A 15795-nucleotide genomic window follows, 5' to 3' on the forward strand; every position below is an offset into this window, starting at 1 on the left:
CAGCCAAACCCCCTCTGCCATAATCGCGCCCGTTTGCACTCTCCCGCCTGCTCTCCCTGTGCCGGGTTCATCCCCGTCTGCACGTAATGGACTACGTTGTGAGCTATCTCTCGATCGAATTCGGCCTCTGCTTCATCCTGTTCTTCGTTCTGTACTGGGGCCTGGGTTTCAGCCTGCGGCTGCAGAATGCCCTGCTGCTGGCCGCCAGCTACGCCATCCTGGCCAGCTTCAGCCTGAACTTCCTTTATATCCTGCTGGGCTACACCGCCCTGGTCTACCTGCTGGGGCTGCTTAGCCAGCGTTATCCCGGGCGTGGCTGGGTCAACGGCTTGATGCTGTTGCTGGTGCTGGGGGCCTTCTATTTATTCAAGTATCAGGATTTCTTCACCAGCAGCGTGCAGGGCGTCTTCGCCCAGTTCGGCGTGGAAGTGTCACTGCCATTGCTGGAGGTGCTGCTGCCGGTGGGGCTGTCCTTCTATGCCTTCCACTCGGTCAGCTACCTGGTGTCGATCAATCGCCGTGAGCTGACTGCGGGCTCACCCTTCGACCTGGCGCTGTACCTGGCCTTTTTCCCCAGCCTGATTGCCGGCCCGGTGAACCGGGCGATTCCCATGCTGGGACAGATCAACCCGCCACAGCTGCGCCAGGTGCTGGAGCCGCAACGGGCGCTGGGTCTGATCGCGGTGGCGGTGGTCAAGCTGTTCTTCCTCAGCTCGTGGCTGGCCAACGAGTGGGTCGATCCGGTGTTCGAGAGCCCGGTGGCGTTTTCCGCCGAGCAGATCCTGCGGGCGGTCTACGGTTATTCGTTCCTGATCTACTTCAACTTCAGCGGTTATACCGACCTGGTGACCGGTATTGCCCTGCTGCTGGGGTTCCGCCTGCCGGAGAACTTCAACTACCCCTACGCGGCGCGCAACCTCAAGGAGTTCTGGGGACGCTGGCACATCAGCCTGTCGACCTTCATCCGCGACTACGTGTACATCCCGTTGGGGGGCAACCGTGGCCCGGTATGGCGCGGCAACCTGAACATGCTGCTGGCGATGCTGATCTCCGGCCTGTGGCACGGCGCCAGCGCCAACTTCATCATCTGGGGTGCGCTGCATGGCGTCGGCCTGGCGCTTTACAAGCTGTGCAGCCCATTGCTGGCGCGTGGCCCGGCCTGGTCCCGGTCCGACCTGATGGCCCGCCTGCTGACCTTCCACTACGTGGCGCTGGCCTGGATCTTCTTCCGTTGCGCGACCCTGTCCGATGCCCTGGACATGCTGGGCGGCCTGGGTGGCCTGTCCCTCTCCGGACTGGCTGGCAGTGCGCTGTCGCTGCTGGGCTGTCTGTTGTTCGTGGCCTTCTATCCCTGGATCGTGGCTCTGCTGCGCCGCCTGTTCGACGCGGCCACCCGCTTGCCGTGGCTGCTGTATCCAGTGCCGCTGGGGCTGTTCATCTGCGTGGTCATTTTCGCCTCACCGTCGGGCGTACCGGGGTTCATCTATGCCAGTTTCTAACCGTTCACCCTTGTCGGTCAGCCTGGGCAGCGCAGCCAAGGTGCTTTATGCCCTGGTGGCGACCAGCCTGCTGCTGGTGTGGTTCAACCAGCAATCGATCCGTCTCTATTGCCAGCAGAAGTATCACGAAGCCTGTGAGATCCCGGGTGTGTCGCAGAACCCGCAGTGGCGCTTCGGTGCGCAGCTCAACCAGGCCCTGGAAAATGCCCGGGTGGCCTTCGTCGACAGTTTTGCTGCCCAGCCCGAGCTGAACCTGGTGGCCCAGGTCGAAGCCGCGGTTGAGCAGGAGCCTGTGGCACCCGCACCAGTACCCGCGGCCACTTTGCCCGCACCTGTGCACGCCAAGCCTGTAGCCAGTACCCCTCCGGCTGTGCCCCAGGGGACAGTGACCGCAGCGCAAACCGTGGCAGCGGCGCCTGTGACCAGTCACCCAGCCAAGGCTGCACAGGATCCAGCGACGCCTCTGATGGCCAGCCTCGGAACCGGCGACGAGGTGTTTTTCGTAGGTGATTCGCTGATGCAGGGCGTGGCGCCCCACATGGCCAATACCTTGCGCAAGCGCTACAACGTCAAGAGCCTGAACCTGAGCAAGCAGAGCACCGGCCTTGCGTATCCGAGTTTCTTCAACTGGCCCAAGACCGTTGAAAACACCCTGGCAGGCAATCCCAACATCCGCTTGATGGTGATTTTCCTGGGGCCCAACGACCCCTGGGACATGCCGGTGGTCAAGGGCAAGCCGTTCCTGCGGTTCAAGACGCCCGACTGGGAACAGGCCTATCGCCTGCGCATCGATTCGATCCTCGACACCGCCCAGGCGCATAATGTGCAGGTCATCTGGGTCGGTCCGCCGAACATGGAGAAAGCCAAGCTGTCTACAGCCATGGCTTACCTGAGCGACCTGTACAAGAGCCAGATCGAGCAGTATCACCAGCACTTCGTTTCGGCCAACGACATTCTCGGTTACCGCAACGATGAGTTTTCCTACTACCGCATCACCAAGGATGGCCAGAAGGTCAAGACCCGGGTCGATGACGGTATTCACTTCACACCCACTGGGCAGAAGCTGATCGCTGAGCGTGTGATCTCGATGATCAATTTTCCCAGTCAACAATTGACGGAGCACTGACTATGGGGCGACTGCAAGGTATTGCGCTGTTGCTGGGCATCACCTTGCTGAGCAGTTGCAGCCCGACCACCGAGGTCCAGGCCACTCCTGCCTCGGCCCTGGCCAAGGCCGGTCCGAGCCAGAAGAAGGTCTTGACCACGGGCAGCGATCCGAACCTGGCGCTGCTGGCACGCAAGTTCAGTACCTCCAATCGCACGCCGATCAGCATCGTTCAGTTGGGCGATTCGCACACCGCAGCCGACTTGTTCAGCGGTGAGATGCGGCGTCTGCTGCAGGCGCAATACGGCGATGGCGGCATCGGTTTCGTGGCCGCCACGCCGGTGCCGGGAACCCGCTACGAGCGTGTGATCCTCAGCGCAGCCAAGCGCCAGTGGTCGCTGGTGTCGGCGCGCAACCAGCAGAGCACGCAGTTTCCCCTGGGTGGCTACCTGTCGCAGCCGATGACTCCGGGCGCCCGGGTGCACATCGTCGAGCGCCAGCCGAGCAACCAGCAATACCGTATTTCCGCGCTGTACCAGGCGGCCAGCAACAACACCCTGACGGCACGGGACAACCTCAACAAAAGCAGCCGCATGCTTGCCGCCACCGGCGGGCAGTGGCGCATGAGCCCGCCGTTCAACAACCTGACCCTGCCCCTGGACCTGAATGTGGCCAACAGCCAGGGCCTGGTCCTGGGCGGCTGGAACATCCTTGGGCAGAAGAGCGCCGGGGTGATCTATTCCGCCCTGGGCATCAACGGTGCGCGCCTGGACGTGCTGGACAAGTGGCAGAACGGTTGGCTGGAGGCGCTCAAGGCCCTGCGCCCGGACATGGTGGTGCTGGCCTACGGCACCAACGAGGCCTTCGATGACGACCTCGATCTGCAGCTGTATCGCAGCCAGTTGCAGGAAAAGGTCGCGGTGCTGCGCAAGAACCTGCCCAAGACGGTGATCCTGCTGGTCGGTCCGCCGGACTCCATCAAGCGGCGCAATGCCGGCAGTTGCGCTGCCTCGCAACCGCAGCCGCTGCGCCAGATCATCCAGATCCAGAAGGACGTGGCGAAAACCAGCCGCACGCTGTTCTGGGATTGGCAGGCTTTCATGGGCGGTGACTGTTCCATCAGCCAGTGGCAGGCCAGTGACCTGGCGCGCAATGACCTGATCCACCTGACGGCCGACGGTTATCGCAAGAGCGCCGACGGGCTGTACCGCTTCCTGCGCGGGCAGTTGGGCGAACGCATGCCGTGAGGCTCCACTGGCCGGCAAGGTAAAAAAATGCCCCGCACTTGGCGGGGCATTTTCATTTGCAGGTGGCGATCACAGGCTGTCGAGCAGGGCCTTGTCGCGTACCGCACCCTTGTCGGCGCTGGTGGCCAGCAGGGCATAGGCCTTCAGGGCGGTGGTCACCTTGCGTGGGCGCACTTCCACTGGTTTCCAGCCTTTCTTGTCCTGTTCGACACGACGGGCGGCCAGTTCCTCGTCGCTGACCAGCAGGTTGATCGAGCGGTTGGGAATGTCGATCAGCACCTTGTCGCCGTCCCGGACCAGGCCGATGGCGCCACCTGCGGCGGCTTCCGGCGAGGCGTGGCCGATGGACAGGCCCGAAGTACCACCCGAGAAGCGGCCGTCGGTCAGCAGGGCACAGGCCTTGCCCAGGCCCTTGGACTTCAGGTACGAGGTCGGGTACAGCATCTCCTGCATGCCCGGGCCGCCTTTCGGGCCCTCGTAGCGAATGATGACGATGTCGCCTTCCTTCACTTCATCGGCAAGGATGCCGCGTACCGCGCTGTCCTGGCTTTCGAAGATCTTGGCGTTGCCTTCGAACACGTGGATCGATTCGTCGACGCCGGCGGTCTTCACCACGCAGCCGTCCAGGGCGATGTTGCCGTACAGCACCGCCAGGCCGCCCTCTTGCGAGTAGGCATGCTCGACACTGCGGATGCAGCCATTTTCACGGTCGTCGTCCAGCGTCTCCCAGCGGGTCGACTGGCTGAATGCCGTCTGCGTGGGGATGCCTGCCGGGCCTGCCTTGAAGAAGGTATGCACGGCTTCATCCGTGGTCTGGGTGATGTCCCACTTGGCGATGGCATCGCTCATGCTGCGGCTGTGGACGGTCGGCAGGTCGGTGTGCAGCAGGCCGCCACGGGCCAGCGACCCGAGGATGCTGAAGATGCCGCCGGCGCGGTGCACGTCTTCCATGTGGTACTTCTGGATGTTCGGCGCCACCTTGCACAGCTGCGGCACCTTGCGCGACAGGCGATCGATGTCCCGCAGGTCGAAGTCCACCTCGCCTTCCTGGGCGGCGGCCAGCAGGTGCAGGATGGTGTTGGTCGAACCGCCCATGGCGATGTCCAGCATCATGGCGTTCTCGAACGCCTTGAAGTTGGCGATGTTGCGCGGCAGTACCGACTCGTCGTTCTCGCCGTAGTAGCGCTGGCACAGCTGGACGATGGTGCGCCCGGCTTCCAGGAACAGCTGCTCACGGTCGCTGTGGGTGGCCAGGGTCGAACCGTTGCCCGGCAGGGCGAGGCCCAGGGCTTCGGTCAGGCAGTTCATGGAGTTGGCGGTGAACATGCCGGAGCACGAACCACAGGTCGGGCAGGCACTGCGCTCGTACTCCGCGACCTTCTCGTCAGAAGCGCTGGAGTCGGCGGCGATGACCATGGCATCCACCAGGTCCAGGCCGTGGGAGGCCAGCTTGGTCTTGCCGGCTTCCATCGGGCCGCCGGAGACGAAGATCACCGGGATGTTCAGGCGCAGGGCGGCCATCAGCATGCCGGGGGTGATCTTGTCGCAGTTGGAGATGCAGACGATGGCGTCGGCGCAGTGGGCGTTGACCATGTATTCCACCGAGTCGGCGATGATCTCGCGGCTCGGCAGCGAATACAGCATGCCGTCATGGCCCATGGCGATGCCGTCGTCCACGGCGATGGTGTTGAACTCCTTGGCCACGCCACCGGCGCGTTCGATCTCGCGAGCCACCAGCTGGCCCAGGTCCTTCAGGTGCACGTGCCCCGGGACGAACTGGGTGAAGGAGTTGGCAACGGCGATGATCGGCTTCTTGAAGTCGGCATCTTTCATCCCCGTGGCGCGCCACAGCGCGCGGGCACCGGCCATGTTGCGGCCGTGGGTGGACGTTTTCGAACGGTAATCAGGCATGAAGCACTCCGGGCGGCTAATCAGGTGACAAATGGGGAGTGAGCTTCTATTGACCTCGGGAACACTCAGAAATGGCCGTGTGTCCGAAGCTGCCGATGACCCCGCGGGATCGCCGGGAGACTCAGCCTGAGCTCATAAACCCGCCGGGGGATGACTGGCGATGAATAGGCCCGATTCTACACCGCTGGCGCCAGGAAGGAATGCCGTGACCGCTCTGCGGCGTCGATCGCGCTGCACACGACTGGAACCGGCAGATTGCTTTAGACTCGCGCCCCTTCGATCAGCTACCAATGGAACTGGAATGCCCGCCCCTTTTCGATCCTTGAGGTTGTACCTGGCTGTCGGCTTGTTGCAGGGAGGCGTGCTGATGTGGCTGCTTCTCCATAGCAGCTGGCCCTCCAGCGCCATGGCGGCGCTGGCCGCTGTCCTGCTGGCGGGCGGCACCGCCTTGCAATTGCAGGGTGAGCCATGGCGCCGGTTGCGCAGTTGGGCTGCCGTGCTGCTGGTGGGCGTGGTTTCGGCAGGGCTGGTGCTGGCATGCCAGGCACTGCCTGTAACCCTGTTGGTGGTGTGTGGCATCGCTGCTGCGCTGCTGGTGATCGCGCTAGTGGGCGCCACCCTGGCACAGGGGCGAGCCCGATTGGGGCGACGGCTGCTCGAAACCGGCCTGTGGCTGCTGCTGGCCCTGCCGTGGCCTTGGCTGGTCCATGAACTGTTCAAGCGGTGGCTGGCCTATCGGCATCTGGACCCCTTCAAGGACGAATTGCTGTCCGTGGCATTCTTCACCGGCCCGCCCCTGGCGTTCTCGGTTGCGCTGTTTCTCGGCCAGCTGTGGCGCAGCCGGCCCGTCAGGCACAGACTCGCAGGTCGCGCCGATTGACCAGGCTGTTCAAGGCCAGCGCACTTGCACTCAGCACCAGGAAGCACAGGCCCAGGGCCATGGTCGGGTTGTTGCTGCTCAGATTGATGAAGCCACTGATCAAGCCCCCGCAAGTGAAGATGATCATGTTGCCGGCCGAGGCCGAAGTCCCCGCGTTCTGCGGGAACAGGCCCATGGCCCTGGACGTGGCGACCGGGCGGGTAATGGTGGTGCCGGCGGTGCAGATGATCATGGGCACCAGCACCGTGATTGCGCTCATGCCTGATTGCTGCAGGAGCAGCATCAGCAGGCCGGACAGGGCAATCAGCAGCAACCCGACGGTGATCTGGGTGCTGGCCTGCATGTACCGGTTCATCACCCCGGCTCCAAAACCGCCCAGTACGTAGGCCGCGCCGTACAGCAGAAGGGCCAGCGAGTACTGGTAGGACGAGAGCTGCAATTGCTCCATGAAGATGATCGGCGAGATGACGATGAACGAGAAATGGCAGGAGAACGCCAGCGCCGAGATCAGCCAGTAACCCACGAATCGCGGTTCCGAGCAGACCAGCCAGTAGGCCGCGAGCAGGTTCCTGTGCCGGACCGAGGCGGTGCCTGGGGTGTTTTCCAGCAGCAGGCAGGCCTTGAGGATCACCAGCAGGCCGATGGCGATGAACACCTCGAAACTGCCCTGCCAGCCGATCTGGTCCTGCAACCAGGTGCCGAACAGTGGCGACAGGGAAATGAAGATCCCGCTGGCAGTGACCATGGCGATGCGCAGGCGCTCCTGCTCCTTGCCCATGAACAGGTCCTGGACCAGCGCCTGGGACAGCACGAAGCAGCCACAGCCAATGGCCTGGATCACCCGGAAGAACAGGAACCACGAATATTCGCGGGCCATGATGCAACCGGCTGCGCCGACGATGGCCACGCTCATGCCGGCCAGCAGCAGCTTCTTGCGGCCCAGGGAGTCGGACAGCGGGCCGACCACCATCAGCGAGAAGGACAGGCCGATGGCGAACAGGCTGACTGACAGCGCGATGTCGGCGCTCGAGGTCTGGAAGCGTTCGGCCAGGGCAGGGAAGGAGGGCAGGATGACGTCCAGCGGGAAGACGCCGAGCAGCGTCATGGTCATCAACAGGACGATGGCCGAGGTCTTTTTCGTGGAGCGCGGGGGGTGGTCCATGGGGCAGAGTGCTCGGTCCTTGAGGTGTTCCCGAGGATCGAGTCATGGCCCTGCAAAGTCAATCGGTACCACTGGCCGCGCCCGTCGCGAACGGGAGCGGCCAGCCGGTTGGCCTCAGCTGTTGGGCAGCAGGCGGCAGGTGATGCTCTTGATGTAGCGGGTTTCCGGGATGGCCGGGTGCACCGGGTGATCCGGACCCTGGCCGCCACGCTCCAGCAGCTGGATGTTGCGGTCCAGGTGGCGGGCGCTGGTCAGCAGGATGTTCTGCAGGTCGTCCTCGGGCAGGTGCATCGAGCACGAGGCGCTGACCAGGATGCCGTCCTTGGTCAACAGGCGCATGGCTTGTTCGTTGAGGCGGCGGTAGGCGCCTTCGCCGTTCTTCAGGTCCTTCTTGCGCTTGATGAAGGCGGGCGGGTCGGCAACGATCACGTCGAAACGTTCTTCAGCGGCCTTGAGTTCCTTGAGGGCCTCGAACACGTCGCCTTCGATGCAGGTGAGCTTGTCGGCAATGCCGTTGAGGGCCGCGTTGCGCTCCACGCCATCCAGGGCAAAACCCGAGGCGTCGACGCAGAACACTTCGCTGGCGCCGAACGCGCCGGCCTGCACACCCCAGCCACCGATGTAGCTGAACAGGTCCAGCACGCGCTTGCCCTTGGCGTAAGGGGCCAGGCGTGCGCGGTTCATGCGGTGGTCATAGAACCAGCCGGTCTTCTGGCCTTCCATCACCGGGGCTTCGAACTTCACGCCGTTCTCTTCCAGCGCGACCCACTCGGGCACCACGCCGAACACGGTGTCGACGTAACGCTCAAGGCCTTCGGCGTCACGGGCCGCGGAATCGTTCTTGAACAGGATGCCGCTGGGCTTGAGCACCTGGACCAGGGCGGCGATCACGTCGTCCTTGTGACGTTCCATGGTGGCCGAGGCCAGCTGCACCACCAGGATGTCGCCGAAGCGATCCACCACCAGGCCCGGCAGCAGGTCGGAGTCGCCGTACACCAGGCGATAGAAGGGCTTGTCGAACAGGCGCTCGCGCAGGGACAGGGCCACGTTCAGGCGGTGCACCAGCAGCGACTTGTCCAGGGCCAGCTTGGCATCGCGCGACAGCAGGCGGGCGCAGATCAGGTTGTTGGGGCTCATGGCGACGATGCCCAACGGCTTGCCGCCCGCAGCTTCCAGCAGCGCCTGGTCGCCCGCCTTGAAGCCGTGCAGGGGAGTGGCGGCTACATCGATTTCATTGCTGTAGACCCACAGGTGGCCGGCGCGCAGGCGGCGGTCGGCGTTGGCTTTGAGGCGCAGGCTTGGCAGGGACATGACGTCGCTCCGGAAAAAAGGGCGCGATTATACCCCGTCCCGTGGATTCGGCGATGGCCATTGGACCTGCGGCTAAATGTGCAAGGTAAAGTTCCTGACGGTTTGCCCAACATTGCCGAGATAGGGGTTAGAATCGCCGCCTGACCCAGAGTGTGTACTTATGTCCCAAGAGCTATCAGCCGAACAGATTCAACAGGCCCTGCAAGGCATCAGCGTGCCGCCCCAGCCGCAGATCATGGTGGATCTGCAGATGGAGCAGTACATGCCGGACCCTGACCTGGAGGTGATCGCCAAGCTGATATCCCAGGACCCGGGCCTGTCCGGCGCACTGCTGAAGATCGTCAATTCGCCCTATTACGGCCTGAGCAACAAGATCGCCTCGATCCAGCGCGCGGTTAACCTGCTGGGCAGCCGCTCGATCATCAACCTGATCAACGCGCAGTCGATCAAGGGCGAGATGAGCGATGAAACCATCGTCACCCTCAACCGTTTCTGGGATACCGCCCAGGACGTGGCCATGACCTGCCTGACCCTGGCCAAGCGCACCGGCTCGCAGGCCGTGGACGAAGCCTATGCGCTGGGGTTGTTCCACGATTGTGGCGTGCCGCTGATGCTCAAGCGTTTCCCCAACTACATGACGGTACTGGAAAAAGCCTACGGCAGTGCCGGCCCCGAGCAGCGGGTGGTGGACACCGAGAATCACGCCTTCAATACCAACCACGCGGTGGTGGGCTACTACACGGCCAAGTCCTGGCGCCTGCCGGAACACGTGACCAACGCCATCGCCAATCACCACAACGCCCTGGCAATCTTCAGCGACGAGTCCTCGCGCAACAGCCAGCTGAAGAACCTGCTGGCGATCTTGAAGATGGCCGAACATATCTGCTCGTCCTATCGGGTGCTGGGCAACCAGGTCGAAGACCACGAGTGGAACAGCATCGGCCACCTGGTGCTCGATTATGTCGGCCTGTCGGACTACGACTTCGAGAACCTCAAGGAAACCGTGCGCGAGCTGGGCGCCCACTGATGCCTGAACTGCCCGAGGTCGAGACCACCCGGCGCGGGATCGCGCCGCACCTGGAGGGCCAGAAGGTCAGTCGGGTGATCGTTCGTGAACGGCGCCTGCGCTGGCCGATCCCCGAAGACCTGGATATCCGTCTGTCCGGGCAGCGTATCGTCCAGGTCGACCGCCGGGCCAAGTACCTGTTGATCAATGCCGAAGTCGGCACCCTGATCAGCCACCTGGGCATGTCGGGCAACCTGCGGCTGGTGGAAGTCGGCCTGCCGGCGGCCAAGCATGAGCACGTGGATATCGAACTGGAGTCGGGGCTGGCCCTGCGCTATACCGACCCGCGGCGCTTTGGCGCCATGCTCTGGAGCCTCGATCCCCTGGGCCACGAATTGCTGGCGCGGCTGGGGCCGGAGCCCTTGACCGATCTGTTCGACGGCGAGCGCCTGTTCCAGCTGTCCCGGGGGCGCTCGATGGCGGTCAAGCCATTCATCATGGACAACGCGGTGGTGGTGGGGGTGGGCAACATCTACGCCACCGAGGCGCTGTTCGCTGCGGGCATCGATCCGCGCCGCGAGGCCAAGGGCATTTCCCGAGCCCGCTACCTGAGGCTGGCGATCGAGATCAAGCGGATATTGGCCGCCGCCATCGAACGTGGCGGGACCACCTTGCGCGATTTCATCGGCGGGGATGGCCAGCCCGGCTACTTCCAGCAGGAGCTGTTCGTCTACGGACGGGGCACGGAGCACTGCAAGGTCTGTGGTACGGGATTGCGGGAGCTCAAGCTGGGCCAGCGTGCCAGCGTCTATTGCCCGCGCTGCCAGAGCTGATCCTGGCGTCACTGGCGCTCAGCCAATCCTCGTAAATCCGCAGTCACAGGGGCCGCCATGGCCCCAGGCAGGCTCAGGCCTTGCCGGTGATCTTGCGGTACTTGGCCATCAACTCTTCATCGGTTTCCGGGCGGGCTTCGTCCAGGGGAATGCAATCCACCGGGCATACCTGCTGGCACTGCGGTTCGTCGTAGTGGCCGACGCACTGGGTGCACAGGTTCGGATCGATCACGTAGATCTCTTCGCCTTGGGAAATGGCCGCGTTGGGGCACTCGGGTTCGCAGACGTCGCAGTTGATGCAATCGTCGGTGATGATCAGGGACATGGGGTACTCCGGCCTGGGCGCCAGGCCCGGGCATGTAAAAACGAATGCGCGCAATTGTGCCGTATTGACGCCCGCAGTGCACGCGGGCGCGATGGCTGACAGCAGGCGATGACCCCTTGGCCGGGGCCAGGCGACCTACTTCTTGAAGCGCAGGGTCAGGGCTTCGGCAACGGCCGGATGGACGAACTTGCTGATATCGCCACCCAGGGCCGCGATTTCCCGGACCAGCGTCGAGGAAATGAACGAGTAGCGCTCGGACGGGGTGAGGAACAGGCTTTCCACGTCCGGGGCCAGTTGGCGATTCATGTTGGCCAGCTGGAACTCGTACTCGAAGTCTGAAACGGCCCGCAGGCCACGCAGGAAGACATTGGCGTTCTGCTCCTTGGCGAAATGCGCCAGCAGCGTCGAGAACCCGACGACTTCAACGTTGGGCAGGTGCTTGGTCACCTCTTGCGCCAGCTCCACGCGCTGTTCCAGGGGAAACAGCGGGTTTTTCTTGGGGCTGGCGGCAACAGCGATGATCACGTGGTCGAACAGCCGCGAGGCGCGTTCGACCAGGTCGCCGTGGCCCTTGGTAATAGGGTCGAAGGTTCCTGGGTACAACACTCGGTTCATCGCGTCGTCCTGGCGGGAATCCGTTGGGGAGTCGGATGGTATCGCAGCCTTCCCGGTCGGCCAAGTCGCCTTTTGGGGTACAAAGCACGATGGACACCGTCAATCCCGAGCTTCTTCACGCTGTTTTCAAGCGTTGCGCCAGGGCCGTGGCCAACTGCGCGGTCAGGCCGTACACCGACAGCTGCGGGTTGGCGCCGATACTGGTGGGGAACAGCGAGCCATCGTGGATCGAAAGGTTATGCAACTGGTGGTGGCGCCCCAGGCTGTCGGCCACGGCGAACTTGGGGTCCTGGCCCATGGCGCAGCCGCCCATCACGTGGGCGCTGCCCAGGCGAGTGCGGTACAGCGCGAGGTCCAGGCCGTCGATCTGGGCGCGAACCTCGGCCAGGGTCTTGGCGAACCGGGCGTCGCTGTGCAACGGCTTGACCGCCTTGGCGCCACCGGCGAACTGGATTTCCGCCATGCTGTGGAAGGCCCGGCGCAGACCGTCCCAGGCGTAGGGCGAGACTTGATAGTCGAGCACCGGGCTGCCGTCGCCGCGCAGTTCGACGTTGCCGCCGGTGCTGTCGGGATGGAAGCCGTCCCGCAGCAGCGCGAGCATGGCATGGGTGTGGGGCAACTGTTCCATGGACAGGCCGCTCTGGGGTCCGAAACCACCCAGCAGGGTGCTGGCCAGGGCCGGTTGCAGCGGTGGCACCTCGAGTTTGTAGGCCATCTTGCCGGTGGTGCCGTCCTGCCATTGGAAATGGTCGGAATAGATCGACTGCGGTGCCCCGTAGAAGGGGTTGATCACCTCGTCGAACTGCCCGGCGGAGAAGTTCACCAAGTGCAGGAAGGTGCGCTTGCCCAGGCGCGAATGCGGGTCCGGCGCATCGGAGCGCAACAGCAGGGCCGGGCTATTGATGCCGCCGCCGGCCAGTACATAGTGCCTGGCCTTGACCGTGATGGTGCGGCCGGTGGGCACCACGCAGCGCTCATCGAGGGCCAGGCACTGCAGGCTGGTGATCTTGTCGCCGCTCAGTTGCAGGCGTTCGGCCCGGGCCAGGTACAGCAGCTCGCCGCCTTTCTCCAGAGTTGCCGGAATGGTGGTCACCAGCATCGACTGCTTGGCATTGGTCGGGCAGCCGAGGCCGCAGTAACCCAGGTTCCAGCAGCCGCGCACGTTGCGCGGGATCACGTGCCAGCTGTAGCCCAGGGCTTCGCAGCCCTTGCGGATCACGTCGTTGTTGGCGTTGGGTGGCATGACCCAGGGCGCAACGCCCAGGCGCTGCTCCATTTTCTCGAACCAGGGGGCCATCTCGGCCGAGCTGTGGCCCACCACACCATGCTCCCGGGCCCAGTGCTCGAGGGTTGGGTCGGGGGTGCGAAAGCTCGATGTCCAGTTGATCAGGGTGGTGCCGCCCACGGCGCGGCCCTGGAGGATGGTGATGGCGCCGTCCTTGCTCATGCGCCCGATGCCTTCCTGGTAAAGGCTGGTGTAGGCCTGGTCTTCGAGCATCTTGAAATCGTCGCTGGTCTTGAGCGGGCCTTCTTCGATCAGCAGCACCTTGTAGCCCGCAGCACTGAGGATCTCGGCAGTGGTGCCGCCTCCGGCGCCACTGCCGACGATGGCAACGTCGGCTTCCAGGGTCAGGTCCTGGTCCAGTTGCGAGCCGTTGTAGGTTTTCCAGCCACGAGTCAGGCCTTCGCGAAACAGATCAGGTACAGGCATATCGGGTGCTCTCTTATTATTGATGGCTCGGCGCGCATCCACTGTAGGCGCTGCTCAGCCTGCGAAGCTGCGAAAAGGCCCGCAGGGCCTTGCTTGACGATCTGCAGCCGAACCCCCAGTGCCCCGCGAGCGTCCCGCTCGTTCGCAGCCTGTGGCGGCGGCTACAAAGGCCGATCAGACCTTGGGCGGCCCGGGGTAACCGCAATGGGCCCAGGATTCGGGCCGGGTGTACCAGGCCATCATCACCAGTTGCAGCAATGACGCATGCCCCATGCGCAGCAGGGCCAGGAAGCTGTTTTCCCAGCGGCTGAGGAAGTTGCGGATGTCATCCGCGCTGGCGTTTTCCCAACTGCCCCAGATCCCCGTCAGCGGGCCACGGGTAACCGCCATGCCCAGCACATCGAACAATTGCTGGGTGAGTTTGAACATCTCGGTCGACAGGTGATTGAGGGCGTTGTCCAGGTTTCCCAGGGTGCCCTCGATGGCGGCGGGCATCCTGTCCGCGGCCACGGCACCTTCGAGCATCACCGGAATCAGCGCCCGCAGGAACGGCAGGTCATTGCTGCGCAGCATGGTGAAGCCGCTCGCAGGCGTGCTGGCGGAGCAGCCGCTGAGGCTGGCGCCAAGACCGGCGGTGGCCAGGAAGGCGCTGGCGCACAAACCGATTTTCAGCAGGCCGCGCCGCGACAGCGCGGGTGTTTCAGACAGGCTAGGGGTCATTGTTGTTATTACCCGCGATCTGTTGGTTAACGAATGAACAGCTTCTGGATCAGTTTCTGGATCGATGTGCCATAGGGCGGATAGATCAGGCGGGCAGCGTTGAACCGCTGCTTGATGAACACCCCCTTGGCCTTGCTGAAGGTCAGGAAACCTTCATGGCCGTGATAGTGGCCCATGCCTGAAGGCCCGATGCCACCGAAAGGCAGGTCGTCCTGGGCCACATGCAACAAGGTGTCGTTCATGCAGGCGCCGCCGGAGTGGGTCTCGTTGAGTACCCGTTGTTGCTCGGCCTTGTCGTAACCGAAGTAGTACAGGGCCAGGGGACGAGGTCGCTCGCAGACATAGGCCAGGGCTTGGTCGAGGGTCTTGTAGGGCACGATCGGCAGGATCGGGCCGAAGATCTCGTCCTGCATCACCGTCATGTCATCGCTGACGTTGAGCAGCAGGCTGTGGGGCAGGCGCCGCTCCTGGCCCTGGTCGAACAGGGGCACCAGCTCCGCGCCCTTGCTGGTGGCATCGCTCAGGTAGCCATTGAGCCGAGACAGCTGGCGCTGGTTGATGATCGCGGTGTAGTCGGGGTTGTCCGCCAGGGTGGGGAAGAAACCGCGTACCACCTGGCGATAGGCCTCGACGAAGGCGCCCACGCGTTCCTCGGGCACCAGTACGTAGTCCGGGGCGACGCAGGTCTGGCCGGCGTTCATGGTCTTGCCAAAGGCGATGCGCTCGGCGGCGTCCTTGAGTGGCACGGTCTGCGACACGATGGCGGGGGACTTGCCACCCAGTTCCAGGGTCACCGGGGTCAGGTTCTCTGCGGCGGCACGCATCACGTGCTTGCCGATGCTGGTGGCGCCGGTGAACAGCAGGTGGTCGAAGCGAAGCCTGGAGAAGGCCATGCCTACCTCCGCCTCCCCCAGGACCACACAGACCAGGTCTTCGGGGAAGATTCGCGCCAGCAGTTGCTTGAGCAACTGGCCAGTGGCGGGAGTCGACTCGCTGAGCTTGAGCATGACCCGGTTGCCGGCCGCCAGGGCACCGGTCAGCGGGCCCATGCACAGGAACAGTGGGTAGTTCCAGGGCACGATGATGCCCACCACCCCCAGCGGCTGGTAGACCACCTTGGCCGAGGCGGGCTGGAAGGCCATGCCGACGGCGCGGCGGGACGGTTTCATCCAGCGCTTGAGGTGTTTGCGGGCATAGTGGATGCCATGCAGGCTGGGCATGATCTCCGCGAGCAGGGTTTCATCGGCGCTGCGGTTGCTGAAATCCTGGCTGATGGCATCGATCAGCGCCTGGCGTTCGGTGGTGAGCACATCCTGCAACGCCTTGAGCCATTGATCGCGCTGGGCGGCAGGGGGCATCGGATGGGCGGCATAGGCCCGGCGCTGAGCTTCGAACAGCTCGAGCAACCCGTCCTGTTGCTGAAGGGAATCCTGTAGGTAAGCGATCTCGGCAGACATGACCGGGCTCCGG

The 15795-nt window shown here is 63.8% G+C and carries 14 protein-coding genes; 6 read left to right on the top strand and 8 right to left on the bottom strand.

Translation table 11 applies throughout. From position 1 onward, the window contains the following. Positions 1-98 precede the first annotated feature (98 nt). The 3 genes from LGQ10_RS20930 to LGQ10_RS20940 are packed head-to-tail and all read left to right on the top strand — an operon-like array spanning position 99 to position 3851. Complete coding sequence (locus LGQ10_RS20930) at positions 99-1499, top strand: MBOAT family O-acyltransferase (protein ID WP_226523077.1); 1401 nt, start codon at positions 99-101, stop codon at positions 1497-1499. Beyond that, on the top strand, positions 1486-2625 hold the full coding sequence (locus LGQ10_RS20935; protein WP_226523078.1) for a DUF459 domain-containing protein: 1140 nt from the start codon (positions 1486-1488) through the stop codon (positions 2623-2625). Before LGQ10_RS20930 ends, LGQ10_RS20935 begins: the two co-directional genes overlap by 14 nt. A 2-nt stretch (positions 2626-2627) precedes the next feature. Next, on the top strand, positions 2628-3851 hold the full coding sequence (locus LGQ10_RS20940; RefSeq protein WP_226523079.1) for an SGNH/GDSL hydrolase family protein: 1224 nt from the start codon (positions 2628-2630) through the stop codon (positions 3849-3851). A 69-nt stretch (positions 3852-3920) separates the two neighbouring features. On the opposite strand, the gene ilvD is transcribed toward LGQ10_RS20940, so the two are convergent. After that, complete coding sequence (gene ilvD / locus LGQ10_RS20945) at positions 3921-5762, bottom strand: dihydroxy-acid dehydratase (protein ID WP_226523080.1); 1842 nt, start codon at positions 5760-5762, stop codon at positions 3921-3923. Between the two features lie 367 nt (positions 5763-6129). Here ilvD and LGQ10_RS20950 point away from each other — a divergent pair, with 367 nt between their 5' ends. Further along, the gene (locus LGQ10_RS20950) at positions 6130-6642 is read left to right on the top strand and encodes a hypothetical protein (RefSeq protein WP_226523081.1); all 513 of its coding nucleotides are present in this window, start codon (positions 6130-6132) and stop codon (positions 6640-6642) included. Here the strand turns inward: LGQ10_RS20950 and LGQ10_RS20955 are convergent. Next, on the bottom strand, positions 6611-7804 hold the full coding sequence (locus tag LGQ10_RS20955) for an MFS transporter (protein WP_226523082.1): 1194 nt from the start codon (positions 7802-7804) through the stop codon (positions 6611-6613). The two genes, LGQ10_RS20950 and LGQ10_RS20955, sit on opposite strands and share 32 nt — an antisense overlap. Before the next feature lie 114 nt (positions 7805-7918). Further along, complete coding sequence (locus LGQ10_RS20960; RefSeq protein WP_058437100.1) at positions 7919-9115, bottom strand: class I SAM-dependent rRNA methyltransferase; 1197 nt, start codon at positions 9113-9115, stop codon at positions 7919-7921. Between the two features lie 214 nt (positions 9116-9329). On the opposite strand from LGQ10_RS20960, the gene LGQ10_RS20965 reads away from it, so the two are divergent. Together LGQ10_RS20965 and mutM are read left to right on the top strand one after the other, a co-directional pair. Beyond that, positions 9330-10142 (top strand): HDOD domain-containing protein, encoded by an 813-nt coding sequence (locus tag LGQ10_RS20965; RefSeq protein WP_226526171.1) that lies wholly within the window; start codon positions 9330-9332, stop codon positions 10140-10142. Next, complete coding sequence (mutM, locus tag LGQ10_RS20970; RefSeq protein ID WP_058436701.1) at positions 10142-10954, top strand: bifunctional DNA-formamidopyrimidine glycosylase/DNA-(apurinic or apyrimidinic site) lyase; 813 nt, start codon at positions 10142-10144, stop codon at positions 10952-10954. Before LGQ10_RS20965 ends, mutM begins: the two co-directional genes overlap by 1 nt. Before the next feature lie 73 nt (positions 10955-11027). On the opposite strand, the gene LGQ10_RS20975 is transcribed toward mutM, so the two are convergent. From LGQ10_RS20975 to LGQ10_RS20995, 5 genes are all read right to left on the bottom strand, one after another. Next, positions 11028-11279: a YfhL family 4Fe-4S dicluster ferredoxin gene (locus LGQ10_RS20975; RefSeq protein WP_058436700.1), complete on the bottom strand. Its 252-nt coding sequence runs from the start codon at positions 11277-11279 to the stop codon at positions 11028-11030. A gap of 135 nt (positions 11280-11414) precedes the next feature. Further along, on the bottom strand, positions 11415-11894 hold the full coding sequence (gene coaD / locus LGQ10_RS20980; RefSeq protein WP_058436699.1) for a pantetheine-phosphate adenylyltransferase: 480 nt from the start codon (positions 11892-11894) through the stop codon (positions 11415-11417). Between the two features lie 115 nt (positions 11895-12009). After that, positions 12010-13605 carry a GMC family oxidoreductase gene (locus LGQ10_RS20985; protein ID WP_226523083.1) on the bottom strand — a complete coding sequence of 532 codons (1596 nt, stop codon included), beginning with the start codon at positions 13603-13605 and terminating at the stop codon, positions 12010-12012. A 174-nt stretch (positions 13606-13779) separates the two neighbouring features. After that, entirely contained in the window at positions 13780-14325 is a 546-nt protein-coding gene (locus LGQ10_RS20990) for a twin-arginine translocation pathway signal protein (protein ID WP_226523084.1), read from the bottom strand. A gap of 26 nt (positions 14326-14351) precedes the next feature. Then, a complete protein-coding gene (locus tag LGQ10_RS20995; RefSeq protein WP_226523085.1) occupies positions 14352-15782 on the bottom strand; it encodes a coniferyl aldehyde dehydrogenase in 1431 nt (476 codons plus the stop codon). Between the last annotated feature and the right edge of the window lie 13 nt (positions 15783-15795).

Source organism: Pseudomonas sp. L5B5 (genome assembly GCF_020520285.1).
Lineage (GTDB): Bacteria > Pseudomonadota > Gammaproteobacteria > Pseudomonadales > Pseudomonadaceae > Aquipseudomonas.